We start from the raw sequence: 13279 nt of genomic DNA on the forward strand, positions 1-13279 counted from the left end.
TCGGGCTCGGGTATTACACGAGCCGCAGATAGATCAGCTCGCGCTTGATGTAGCCGTAGAAGATCGGCGCGGCGATCACGCCTGGAATACCGAAGGCGGCTTCCATCGCGAGCATGGCCAGCAGCAGTTCCCACGCGCGCGCCTCGATCTGGCCGCCGATGATGCGCGCATTCAGGAAGTATTCGAGCTTGTGGATCAGGATCAGGAACGCGAGCGACGCCACCGCCGTGCCGAACGACACCGACAGCGAAATACCGACGATGATCGTGTTCGAGATCAGATTGCCGATCACCGGCAGCAGGCCGACGATGAAGGTGAGCAGGACGAGGGTTTTGGACAGCGGCAGCCGTTCATGGAACAGCGGCAACGCGACCAGCAGGTACAACGCGGTGAAGACGGCGTTGATCGCCGAGATCTTGATCTGGGCGAAGACGATGCGGCGGAAGGCGTCGGAGAAGCGCGACACGCGTGCGACGAGCGCGGTGGACAGCGGCAGCCGATGGTGCGTGGTGCGCGGCGCGCTGACCGCGATGATCGCCCCGACGATCATGCCGATCACGATATGCCCGAAGCCGCGCGCCATTTCCTTGCCGCCCTGCTGGAGCATTTCGGCGTGCTTGTGCATCAGCTCGGTGGCCTTGTCCTTCATCTGCCCGGCATCGACCGGAAGGTAGTTCGCGAGCCAGTCCGGCACCGAAAGACGCGCGCTCGACGTGATGCTCATCAACTGGTCGAGCAGTTTTTGCAGGCTCGGGAAATCGTGCTCGAAATGCTGGATGGTGGCCATGGTCGCGCCGGTCAGCGCGCCGACGATGATCGCCGAGATCAGACCGACCGCGATCAGGCGCGCGCCGCGGCTCACGACATGACGCTCGATCACCGGCGCGATCATGTGAACCAGCTGGAACACCAGCATGCCCGCGAGCAGCCCGCCGAGCAGTTGCAGCTTGAGTGTAAAAAACAGTGCCGCGAGCGCCAGCAGATAGCTGCCGATTTCGACCGCCGACAGCTTCGGCAAACTCATGTCGCTCGTCAGCCTGACGTGGCGCGTGGGCAGGTCCCGGACCCGCGCTTCCTCGTTGGCCGCTTCGTTGCGCTTCGCCATGACTGCGTTCCTTATCCCCTGCTGCTTACGACGGTTGTCCGCGCCGCGGCGTGCGCGGCTGATTCGACGGCCTGTTGCGCGAGCGGCGCGGCCCCCGGCGCCGTGGCCCGGGGGCGAAACTCACGCCGCCGATCTGGGCCGTTGCAGCAAAGGTGCCAGGTACCTGCCGGTAAAACTCGCCTTCGACTTCGCGACCTGCTCGGGCGTCCCCTGGGCGATGATCTGCCCGCCGCCCGCGCCGCCTTCCGGACCGAGGTCGATGACCCAGTCGGCGGTTTTGATCACGTCGAGATTATGCTCGATGATGACCACCGTGTTGCCCTGATCTCGCAAGCGGTGGATCACTTCGAGCAGCAGCGCGATGTCATGAAAGTGCAATCCCGTCGTGGGTTCGTCGAGGATATACAGCGTCCGACCGGTGTCGCGCTTGCTCAGTTCCAGCGAAAGCTTGACGCGCTGGGCCTCGCCGCCCGACAGCGTGGTCGCCGACTGGCCCAGCCGGATATAGCCGAGACCGACATCGAGCAGCGTCTTCAGCTTGCGCGCGACCACCGGCACCGCCTTGAAGAACTCGTGCGCCGCTTCCACGGTCAGGTCCAGCACCTCGTGGATGTTCTTGCCCTTGTACTGGACTTCCAGCGTCTCGCGGTTGTAGCGCTTGCCGTGGCAGACGTCGCAGGGCACGTAGACATCGGGCAGGAAGTGCATTTCCACCTTCAGCACGCCGTCGCCCTGGCAGGCTTCGCAGCGTCCGCCCTTGACGTTGAACGAGAAACGGCCGGGATCGTAGCCGCGCTCCTTGGCCGCCGGCACGCTCGCGAACAGTTCGCGGATCGGCGTGAACAGGCCCGTGTAGGTGGCGGGATTCGAACGCGGCGTGCGGCCGATCGGGGATTGATCGACGGCGATCACCTTGTCGAAATGCTCGAGACCTTCGATCGATTCATACGGCGCCGGCTCCGTCGCCGAACCGTACAGATGCTGCGCCACCGCATGCTGGAGCGTGTCGTTGATGAGCGTGGACTTGCCCGAGCCCGACACGCCGGTCACGCAGGTCAAAAGACCCACGGGCAGATCCAGCGTCACGCGTTTCAGATTGTTGCCATGCGCCTCGACGATGCGCAGCCGCCGTTCGTCCGGCACGGCGCGCTCGGCCGGATAGCCGATCGTCCGTTTGCCGGAGAGATACTGGCCGGTGATCGAGTTCGGATCCTTCTGCACCTGGACGGGCGTGCCCTGCGCGACCACCACGCCGCCGTGCACGCCGGCGCCCGGTCCCATGTCGACGACGTAGTCCGCCATGCGGATCATGTCCTCGTCGTGCTCGACGACGATCACCGAATTACCGATGTCGCGCAGATGCTTGAGCGTATGGATGAGGCGGTCGTTGTCGCGCTGATGCAGCCCGATGGACGGCTCATCGAGCACGTACATCACGCCGGTCAGTCCCGAGCCGATCTGCGAGGCCAGCCGGATGCGCTGGGCTTCGCCGCCGGACAGCGTTTCCGCGCTGCGCTCCAGCGACAGGTAATCCAGCCCGACGTTGTTCAGGAACGAAAGCCGCGCGACGATCTCCTTGACCACCTTGTCCGCGATCTCGCCCTTTGCGCCTTCGAGGCGCAGCGTCTGGAAATAGCCGAGCGTGTCGCGCAGCGGCCAGCCGCTGATTTCGTAGATGCCGCGCGCCTGATCGTCGGCGCCGACCTTGACGAAGCGCGCCTCGCGGCGCAGCCGGGTGCCGTCGCAGGCCGGGCAGGGCTGGTTGTTCTGGTACTTGGCGAGCTCCTCGCGCACGGCGGCCGAATCCGTTTCGCGGTAACGCCGTTCGAGGTTCGGGATGATGCCCTCGAACGCATGCTCGCGCACCGAGGCGCGCCCGCGTTCGTTGATGTACGAGAACGGAATCGACTGCTTGCCCGACCCGTACAGCAGGATCTTGCGCACTTTCTCGGGCAGATCCTCGAAGGGCGCGTCGATGTCGAACTCATAGAACGCCGCGAGACTCTGCAGCATCTGGAAGTAGAACTGGTTGCGCCGGTCCCAGCCCTTCACGGCCCCCGCCGCCAGCGACAGCGACGGATGCGCGACCACCCGCTTCGGATCGAAGAAGGTGATCTGGCCGAGGCCGTCGCATTCGGGGCACGCGCCCATCGGGTTGTTGAAGGAGAAGAGACGCGGTTCGAGTTCCGGCAGCGAGTACGAGCAGATCGGGCACGCGAATTTCGAGCTGAAGAGTTTCTCCTTCTCGGTGTCCATTTCGAGCGCGATGGCGCGGCCATCGGCCAGGCGCAGCGCGGTCTCGAACGATTCCGCGAGCCGCTGCTTCATGTCCGGCCGCACCTTCAGGCGGTCGATGACGACGTCGATGGTGTGCTTGTCGGTCTTCTTGAGCTTCGGCAGCGAATCGACTTCATGGATCTTCGCAACGCCTTCGTTCGCGGTGCCGCCGCCGGAGCGGATCCGGAAGCGGATGAAGCCCTGCGCCTGCATTTCCTCGAACAGCTCGACGTGCTCGCCCTTGCGGTCCGCCACGACGGGCGCGAGGATCATCAGCTTGGTTTCCTCGGGCAGCGCGAGCGCGGCGTCGACCATTTGCGAGACGCTTTGCGCTTCGAGCGGGATCAGGTGATCCGGGCAATACGGCGTGCCGACCCGCGCGTACAGCAGACGCAGGTAATCGTGGATTTCCGTGACCGTGCCGACCGTGGAGCGGGGATTGTGCGACGTTGCCTTCTGTTCGATGGAAATGGCGGGTGACAGACCTTCGATCAGATCGACGTCCGGCTTTTCCATCAGTTGCAGGAATTGCCGGGCGTAGGCCGACAGGCTCTCCACGTAGCGCCGCTGGCCTTCCGCGTAGAGCGTGTCGAACGCCAGCGACGACTTGCCGGACCCGGACAGCCCGGTGATCACGATCAGCTTGTGGCGCGGCAAGTCGAGACTGACATTCTTCAAATTGTGGGTGCGGGCCCCACGAATGCGAATTTCTTCCACGAGTATGTTCCGGGGTTCTTCGAGTGGTCCAGCAGCGGGTTCAGCGTTCTCCGGCGGCCCGGGGCAGGCATGCGGGCAAGCCCTGGAGGACAAGCTGCGCAGGCGGCGCCGAGCGGAAAGAGAGGGGGGCCAAACCTGCTACTATAACGACTTTTGACGGGCGCGGCCCGGGCTCCCGGAGTGGGAAACTCGGGGAAAAGCCCCCGCCGGAAGCCCGCCAGCAGGCCAGGCAGATCAAGCAGGCCGGCGCGGGGATCTGCCGGACTGCAGCGCTGTTCAGCGCCCGCGACGGCAAGCAAAGCAAGCAATGCATTCCATATAGTGCCGTTTCAAGCAAGAACAAGGCGGCCATGCGTGGCCGCGCCCCGGGCCAGGCCAGACCCGACTCCTCACCTTTCCGTTCCTGATGTCCAATCCGTCTGCCACGTCCACACGTCTCTCCGCGCCGGAGCTGCGCGCGACCGTGTCGCTCGCCGTCATCTTCGCGCTGCGCATGCTCGGACTCTTCATGATCATGCCGGTGTTTTCGATCTACGCGAAAACCATCCCCGGCGGCGACAACGTGCTGCTCGTCGGCATTGCGCTCGGCGCCTACGGCGTCACCCAGTCGATGCTCTACATCTTCTACGGCTGGGTCTCCGACAAGCTCGGCCGCAAGCCGGTCATCGCCTTCGGGCTGCTGGTGTTCGCGCTCGGCAGCTTCGTCGCGGCGGTGGGGCATTCGATGGCCTGGATCATCGCGGGACGGGTGATCCAGGGGATGGGCGCGGTGTCGTCGGCGGTGATCGCCTTCATTGCGGACCTCACGCATGAAGAGAACCGCACCAAGGCCATGGCGATGGTCGGCGGCAGCATCGGCGTGTCGTTCGCGGTGGCGATCGTCGGCGCGCCGATCGTGTTCCATTGGGTCGGCATGAGCGGGCTGTTCACGGTGATCGGCGCGCTGTCGATCGTCGCGGTCGGCGTGGTGCTGTGGATCGTGCCCGATCCGCCCGCGCACCCCGTCCACGTCAAGGCGCCGTTCGCGGAAGTGCTGCACAACGTCGAACTGCTGCGCCTCAACTTCGGCGTGCTGGTGCTGCACGCCACGCAGACCGCGCTGTTCCTGGTGGTGCCGCGCATTCTCGAAGCAGGCGGGCTGCCGGTCGCGTCGCACTGGAAAATCTACCTGCCGGTCATGGGGCTCGCCTTCGTCATGATGGTGCCCGCGATCATCGTCGCCGAGAAACGTGGAAAAATGAAAGCCGTCATGCTGAGCGCGATCAGTCTTATCCTGATCGGCCAATTGTTATTGGGCGTGGCTCCGCATACGCTGTGGTCAGTGGCCGCCATTCTGTTCGTGTACTTCCTCGGCTTCAACGTGCTGGAGGCCTCGCAGCCGTCGCTGGTGTCGAAGCTCGCGCCGGGCACGAGGAAAGGCGCGGCGGCGGGCGTGTACAACACCACGCAGTCCATCGGGCTCGCGCTGGGCGGCGTCATCGGCGGCTGGCTGCTGAAGCTGGACGGGCCGAGCGCGGTGTTCTTCGCGTGTTCCGCGCTGGTGTGCGCCTGGCTGCTGGTGGCGGCCTGGATGAAGCCGCCGCCGCGCCGGAACCAGCAGGCGGCCTGAGCGCAGTAACGTATCGAAGAATCATCGAATCTGGCCGGCGCGCGGCAACCGGATCCGCCTGAAGCGGAATTGCCCGGTGCAGTGCGCGGCCGACAGCAAGCAAGGTATCTACCGGAGAAATCATGGCATCAGTCAACAAGGTTATTCTCGTAGGCAATCTGGGCGCCGACCCCGAAACCCGCTACCTCCCGAGCGGCGACGCCGTGGCCAACATCCGTCTCGCCACGACGGATCGCTACAAGGACAAGACATCCGGCGAGTTCAAGGAATTGACGGAATGGCACCGCGTCGCGTTCTTCGGCCGGCTGGCGGAAATCGTCAACGAGTATCTGAAGAAGGGCTCATCGGTGTATATCGAAGGGCGCATCCGCACGCGCAAGTGGACCGATCAGGCGGGCCAGGAGCGCTATTCGACCGAGATCGTCGCCGACCAGATGCAGATGCTCGGCGGACGCGGCGGCGCGGGTGGCGGCGATGACGGCGGCTACAGCCGCAGCGCGCCGGCAGAGCGCTCCGGCGGTGGTGGTGGTGGCGGCGGACGTGCGCCTGCGGGCGGCCGCGCGGGCGGCGCCGGTGGCGGCGGCGCGGGCCGTTCGGGTGCGCCGGCCGGCGGCGGCTTCGACGACATGGACGACGACATCCCCTTCTGACATCGCGTCGCCCATCTGCAAAAACAAACCCCGCCTGGTGCGGGGTTTTCTTTTTTTAAACGCCGCTTCGCGCAAGCCGCAATGCGCCGCGGATACACGCGGTATGGCCGTTACCTGACGAATTCGCTTGAGAAATGGCAAGTCATTCGCTTGAGAAATGGCAAGTCGCCAGGGCGCGGCTTTTTGTATTTTTGCGCCGTCTTCTGAATTTAGGCCGGACTTCTCCCTTTTTTTATCGGGCCGTATTAATCTGTAACTCGTCGACGATCACGCGACACACATTGCGCCAATAGCGGAAAGTAAATGCGGTCAATCGGAATAATCTGATGGTCGTTGGGATATCCGCACTCTATCTTGAAAGCTGACACGCTGAAAGAACCGAAGAAATAGACATGCATGCTCTCAATGCGGCTATTCAGCGCTGTTTGCATGAAGAGCCGTGGCTAATAGTTTTTTTAACAGGCAATGACTTCGGATTGATTCCGAAAATCAGGTAAGGCATTGACTTTGATGCAATTCAAAAGCTCGTTCAGACATGAGCCGTTAATCAGATAAACAGTATGAGGGCCCTTTGAAACTTCGCGTAATGCTGGCCGACGATCATCCCTTCGTCCTTGTCGGGATGAAAGCGTTGCTTGATTCAGACGAGGCAATCGAAGTCGTCGGTCAGGCGAATAACGCGAGCACCTTATTGGCTGAACTCAAGCGTGTCGCGTGCGACGTGCTCGTCACCGACTTCGCCATGCCGGAACACGGCGCGGATGCCAAGGACGGGCTTCGTCTCATCCGCACCGTGCGGGACGACTTTCCGCAAGTCAATGTCGTCGTGCTGACGAGCGTCACGAACGTCGCCATTCTGCGTTCCATCCTGAACGCCGGCGCGATGGGCCTCGTGAACAAGGCCGAGCCTATCGAATACGTGGCGAGCGCCGTGCGTCATGCAAGCGTCGAACGGCGCTATGTGAGCGCCTCGTTTGCGGCGTCGCTTGCGGAAGCGGGAGCCGAGACGGACTTCCCTTCCGAAACCTTGCCGCTTTCGCCGCGGGAAATCGAAGTCGTGCGCCTGTTCGCGCAAGGTCATTCGATCACCGAGATCGCCCGGGAACTCGACCGCGACGTCCGCACGATCAGCCGGCAGAAGCGCGACGCCATGAACAAGCTCGGCGTGCGCAATGATCCCGGCCTGTTCGCCTTCGTGCGCGCACGCGGTTTGAACTGACCGCGCGGCTTTTCCGTTCGGCCTTCCCGTTCGGCCTTTCTGTTCGGCTCTCCCCCTGGAGGTTCAGATGCACTACTCCTATCACAATGCTCCGGCATCTGATGCAGGAATCCCGGCGCGTGCAGCGGAGGCGGACCTGCGCGATGCAAGGACGTCGGTCGCGAAGCATTTCGCGGAAGAAGCGCAGGTGTTCGCGCATGGCGGCCGCATCCGTCTCGCGATTGCAGACGACCATCCGCTCGTCATTCTCGCGGTCGAGCGGCTTGCCGGGCAATTCCCCAACGTGGAGGTGATGAGCCGCAACGCGAATTCCACCCAGCTCGACGAGTCGCTCGCACGCACCCGCTGCGACGTGGCGATCGTCGACTTCTACATGCCAGGGGGACGCTTTGGCGAGGGCGTCGAAATGATCCGGCATCTGGCGCAGCGCTATCCGGCGGTGCATCTCGTCGTCCTGTCGCGCAACGGGGACGCGGCGCTCGTCAAGCAGGCGCTGGAGGCCGGCGCGCACGCCTTCCTCAGCAAGGAAGACCGGCTCGACCTCATCTACCTGGCCATCGTGTCGGTGCTGGCCAACGAGACCTATCTCGGGCCCACGATCCGTCGCATGCTGACGCTCGCCGATACCGGGAAGCAGGCGCGCTTCATCCGGCAGCGCCTGACGAACCGCGAGCTCGACGTGATCGAGCGCTATGCGCGCGGCGCGAACATCACCGAGATCGCGAGAGATCTGGAGCGCAGCGTGAAGACGATCAGTGCGCAGAAATGCGCGGCCATGCGCAAACTGGATCTGTCTTCCGACGCCGCGCTGTTCCGCTTCATCGCGGACAGCGGCCTGATCTGAAGTCCGGCGCGCCTCAGTGACGCGCGCCGGGACAGGCATTCGTCCTCAAGGCGTGCGCCGGAGGTCCTCAAAATATCGCTGGAAACTATGGGAATCACCACGCCGATCCGAGCGATCGTTGCGGACGACCATCCGGTCGTCGTGAAGGGCGTTCAGGCATTTCTCGAACGGGATGGGCGATTCGAAGTCGTCGCGACCGCACATGACACGCAGGAGCTGGCGGAGCGGCTGGACGCAACGCCATGCGACTACGTGCTCTCGGACCTCGGCATGCGCGGGATCGCGGGGGAGAGCAATGCCATCGGCTTCCTGAAACATCTCTTCTGGCAGAAAGCACGGCCGAAGGTCATCGTGATGACCATGATTTCGCAACCACGCATGCTGGCAGGACTCCTCCATCTCGGCGTGGACGGCGTGGTCGACAAACGGGACGGGCTGCCGTGCCTGAGTCTGGCCATCGCCACGGCCGCGACGGGAAAGCGCTTTCTGTCGCCGGGCATCGAAGCCGCGCTGCGCGGCGTGCCGGTCGCCGCGCCCGCCCGCGCGGGCGTGCTGAGTTGCCGCGAATGGGAGGTCTTCCAGCTGGTTGCGCGCGGGCTGCTGGTACACGAAATCGCCGCACATTCCGGACGCAGCCGCAAAACCATCGCGACTCAGAAACGCAGCGGCATGCGCAAGCTCGGGCTGGAATCCGAAGCGGACCTCACCGCGTTTCTCCGTCAGGTGGGACTGGTCTGAATCCTTGAACAATGCATGCGCGGCGCATGCCGCACATCATTTGGGAGGGTTCTGATTCGGTGCATGGCGAATAGCCGTCAGACTAGAAGGGCATTGTTCCGACGCCGCGCCAACATCGAGCATCGGCGGGAAAAGTGCCTGGCCGTGGCGTGAACCAGCCGGCCTGTTTGAGAGAGGATTGAATTGAGAGTGCCGTCAGTGTCGTTTGCCCGTTGTTTGGTGCTCCTGTGTTCATTGATGCCGCTGGCCAGCCATGCCGCGGACGCCGGCCTGAGCATCACCGACCTGCGTCTGTTGCCCATGCTCATCGGCGTCGTGGCGGTGTTTTTCGTGACATTGCGTGCGCTCATCCTCCTGCAACGGGAAATGGCGAAGCGAATCGAAACCGAGCAGCGGCTCGGCACCCAGCTCAGCTTCCAGCAAACCATGATGGAAGTCGTGCCGTACCCGCTCGTCGTGAAGGACATGGAGAACCGCTACATCGCGGTGAACCGCGCTTTCGAGCAGGCCCTGGGCGTGCGGCGCGGAGACATTCTCGGTCACACCAGCCTGGAAGTCGCGGCGTGGGGACATGAACAAAGCAAGGTGCTGCATGAACTCACCAGCACCACGCTCGCCACGGGCCAGCGTCAGGAACTTGAGGCCCAGTTTTGCGACAACCTGAAGAATCCGCGCTGCGGCCTGTTCTGGGCGGGCGCCTTCGCGGCGTCGAACGGCGAATGGGCCGGCGTGATCGGCACCATGATCGACATCACGGACATCCGCAACGCCGAAACGCGCGCGCGGCAGACCGAGCGGCGCCTGCATGACGTCACGCGTTCGCTGCCGGCCGTCGTGTTCCAGCTGCGGCGCGCGAGCCGGGGCAAATACAGTCTTCCGTATATCGACGGCGACACGCGGCAACTGCTCGGTCTGGACGTCGCGGTGCTGGCCGACGAGCCCATTCACGCACTGACCCACGTGCATGCGGAAGACAGTGCGCGCCTGCTCGAGGAAATCGAGATGTCGGCGCGTACGCTCGAACCGCTGCATACCGAGTTCCGGTCCACCGTGCAGGGCGTCACGCGCTGGATTCGCGCCGACCTCGTCGCGCACCGCGAGGAAGACGGCGCGGTGGTGTGGAGCGGCTATTGGGCCGATGCCAGCGTGGAGCATGCGCGGGCCGAGGAGCTCGCGCGGGCGCGTGATATTGCCGAAGCGGCCTCGCGTGCGAAGGACGACTTCCTGGCCATGATGAGCCACGAAATCCGCACGCCGATGAACGGCGTGCTGGGGCTCGTAGAGGTGCTGGAAAACACGCCGATGAATTCGGACCAGTCGCAGATGCTCGGCATGATCCAGGACTCGGCGAGCGCGCTCCTGCACATTCTCGACGACCTGCTCGACTACTCGAAGATCGAAGCGGGACGCCTGTCGATCGAATCCACGCCCATCGACCTGCGCGAGCTCGTGGACAGCGCGGTCGGCCTGCTTGCCACCCGTGCGCATGAGAAAGGCTTGCGGGTGCGCGTGGACGTCGCGCCGGAGGTGGCGGCCATCGTCCGCGGCGACAGCGTGCGTCTGCGGCAGATTCTCTTCAACCTGATGAGCAACGCCATCAAGTTCACGATCAAGGGCGATGTCTCGCTGCATGTGTACACGGTCGAGCAGCGCGAGACGGAGCAGGTGATCGAGTTGTGCGTGAAGGACACCGGCATCGGCATTGCAGCCGAAGCGCAGGAAAGCCTGTTCGAGCCGTTCGTGCAGGCCGAGACTTCCACCACGCGGCGTTTCGGCGGAACCGGGCTCGGGCTCACCATCTGTAACCGGCTGGTCGAACTCATGGGCGGCACGATGACGCTCAAGAGCGCGGTCGGCGTGGGCACGGCCATGACGGTGCGCCTCGCCATGCCGGTCGACACCCGGCAGTATCAGGTAGGAGGGCTGCGCGGCAAGCGCGGGATCGTGGCCATCGACGACGACCGGCTGGCACAGGCGCTCCTCAACTATGGCCAGGCGCTCGGCCTGCAGTTGCAACGGCGCGCGCCGGCGGAACTCGTGGCGTCCGGGTTCGAGGCGTGCAGGAACACGGACATCGTCTTCCTCAGCGACGCGCACAGAACGGCCATGCCCCTGGGCGCCTGCGTGATCCACCTCACCGAGAAGCCCAAGCCCACCGGCTACCGCATTCTCGACGACGACATTCGCGTGAGCGTGAACCCCATCTCCTGGCACGGGCTCGGCGCGGCTTGTGTGGCGGCCTTCACGGGCATGCCGCAAGTCGCCGTGCGCGCCCAGGCGCATGCCGCTCACGCCGTGTTCGGCGGCGTGTCGAAGATGGCGGCCCCGGACCGCGCGGATGCGCTGCGCAGCGGCAAGCTCGTGCTCGTGGCCGAAGATCATCCGGTCAACCAGGAATTGATCCGGCATCAACTGGCGTTGCTGGGTTTCGCCTGCGACGTCGTGCATGACGGGGTGGAAGCCTTTGCGGCGCTCGCGGACACGCGCTATGGCTTCCTCATCACGGATTGCCACATGCCGAACATGACGGGCTACGAACTGGCGCGACGGGTTCGGTCGGCAGAGCGCGAGACGGCTTATCGCCTGCCTATCCTCGGCATCACGGCGAGCACCGCGCCCGACGAGTTGCGACGCTGTCGTGAAGCCGGCATGGACGACTGCCTCGTGAAGCCCACGCGGCTGGCCACGCTGCGTGAGCATCTGAATCGCTGGCGCGTGTCGGGCACCGTGATCACCGAGACACAGACGCTCGCGCCACCGAGCCGCGGCGTCCCGCTGGAAGACAAGGATGAACTGGATCTTGCCGCCATGGCGCAGGTATGGGGCAGCGAAGTCACCGTACGAGCGCTGCTCGATGCATTCGCTTCCTCATTCCGCGAAGATCTGCTCGCGCTGCGCAAGCTGCTGTTTCACGGCACGGTGGATGAACTGCGCGACTGGCATCATCGGGTTGTCGGCGCCGCCAGCGTATTGCAGTATCGGCCGCTGCTCGATGCGCTCGAAGTGTTCCGTCGCGACCTGCCTGCGCAGTCGGCCGAAATTCGTCAACGGGAAGGCCTTGCATTGATCGAACGATGCGAGCAACTCGTCGAGCGCATTCATACGCAGGGCGCAGCGCTGATCTGACGGTTCCGGTCCGCAACAGGCGCTGATGCTCAAGGACCGGACGGCAACACCTCGTCGCGCTTTTCACCCGATGCTTCATGGCTGCGAAAGTAGTCCAGCGCGAAATCGACGAAAGAACGTGTCTTGGCCGAAACGTGACGACGCCCGGGATAAACAATCGACACTTCCTTGTCGGCTTCCCTGATTGCGTAGTCCGGCAACAGGCGCAGCAGCGAACCGTCGCGCATGTCCTGTTTGACATGGCTCTCCGGCAGCACGGCGATGCCCATGCCGAACAGCGCCGCTTGTCGCAGCATGGTCATGCTGTTCACCGTGTAGGTAGGATCGAGCGCGACATTTTCCACTGCGCCCGAAGGGCCGGAAAACGACCAGGTCGAGCCGTGAATGTCCGCGGACGGCGCAAGGAACGCGTGCCGGCTCAACGCGGCCGGCCGGTCCGGAACGCCGGCCCTGCTCAGATAAGCCGGCGAAGCCACCAGCGTTGCGCCGATCCTGAACAACGGCCGGTTGATCAGCATGCCGCTATTGACCTGGTGCGCGGTCACGATGCCGACATCGAAACCTTCGGCGACGAGATCCACCGGACGATGCAGCAGGGTGAGCCGAAGCTTCACGCCCGGAAAGCGGTCGTGAAAATGTCCGAGCATCGGTGTGAGACCGAGCAGGGCGAACGAGGCCGATGCCACGAGCTTCAGCGTGCCCGACAGATCGGCGGAACTGTTCGTTACCGAAGCCTCGACGCCTTCCACCTGTTCGATGACCGCGCGGCATCCTTCCGCGTAGAGACGGCCAGCCTCGGTCAAGGACACGCTGCGCGTGGTCCGGTTCAACAGGCGCGTATTCAGATGCGTTTCCAGTAATGAAACATAACGGGTGACCACGGCATTGGAGAGATCCAGCGCGGCGGCGGCGCGTCCGAACGATTCGGTTTCCGCGACCTTCGAGAAAACGCGCATGGCGTGGAGAAGATTCATGACAGGAAGAGCAAGCGGTC

9 protein-coding genes are annotated in these 13279 nt (G+C 64.0%); 6 read left to right on the plus strand and 3 right to left on the minus strand.

The window, feature by feature from the left end:
* Window positions 1-13: 13 nt before the first annotated feature.
* Entirely contained in the window at window positions 14-1105 is a 1092-nt protein-coding gene (locus QCE62_RS01670; protein WP_309807142.1) for a hypothetical protein, read from the minus strand.
* 120 nt (window positions 1106-1225) lie between these two features.
* Window positions 1226-4099, minus strand: coding sequence for an excinuclease ABC subunit UvrA (uvrA, locus tag QCE62_RS01675; protein ID WP_309913566.1), 2874 nt, complete (start codon window positions 4097-4099; stop codon window positions 1226-1228).
* Between the two features lie 406 nt (window positions 4100-4505).
* On the opposite strand from uvrA, the gene QCE62_RS01680 reads away from it, so the two are divergent.
* From QCE62_RS01680 to QCE62_RS01705, 6 genes are all read left to right on the plus strand, one after another.
* Window positions 4506-5708, plus strand: coding sequence for an MFS transporter (locus tag QCE62_RS01680; RefSeq protein ID WP_309913569.1), 1203 nt, complete (start codon window positions 4506-4508; stop codon window positions 5706-5708).
* Between the two features lie 122 nt (window positions 5709-5830).
* The gene (locus QCE62_RS01685; RefSeq protein WP_309913572.1) at window positions 5831-6358 is read left to right on the plus strand and encodes a single-stranded DNA-binding protein; all 528 of its coding nucleotides are present in this window, start codon (window positions 5831-5833) and stop codon (window positions 6356-6358) included.
* 571 nt (window positions 6359-6929) lie between these two features.
* Window positions 6930-7577, plus strand: a complete 648-nt coding sequence (locus tag QCE62_RS01690; RefSeq protein ID WP_309899011.1) for a response regulator transcription factor — start codon at window positions 6930-6932, stop codon at window positions 7575-7577.
* 67 nt (window positions 7578-7644) lie between these two features.
* Window positions 7645-8421, plus strand: a complete 777-nt coding sequence (locus QCE62_RS01695; RefSeq protein WP_309913575.1) for a response regulator transcription factor — start codon at window positions 7645-7647, stop codon at window positions 8419-8421.
* Between the two features lie 87 nt (window positions 8422-8508).
* Entirely contained in the window at window positions 8509-9159 is a 651-nt protein-coding gene (locus QCE62_RS01700) for a response regulator transcription factor (RefSeq protein ID WP_309913578.1), read from the plus strand.
* Window positions 9160-9396: 237 nt separating this feature from the next.
* On the plus strand, window positions 9397-12285 hold the full coding sequence (locus QCE62_RS01705; protein ID WP_309913581.1) for an ATP-binding protein: 2889 nt from the start codon (window positions 9397-9399) through the stop codon (window positions 12283-12285).
* 29 nt (window positions 12286-12314) lie between these two features.
* Here QCE62_RS01705 and QCE62_RS01710 read toward each other — a convergent pair whose 3' ends face one another.
* Entirely contained in the window at window positions 12315-13259 is a 945-nt protein-coding gene (locus QCE62_RS01710) for a LysR family transcriptional regulator (RefSeq protein WP_309913584.1), read from the minus strand.
* Window positions 13260-13279: the final 20 nt, after the last annotated feature.

The sequence above is a fragment of the Caballeronia sp. LZ033 genome (genome assembly GCF_031451265.1).
In the GTDB taxonomy this organism is placed as follows: domain Bacteria; phylum Pseudomonadota; class Gammaproteobacteria; order Burkholderiales; family Burkholderiaceae; genus Caballeronia.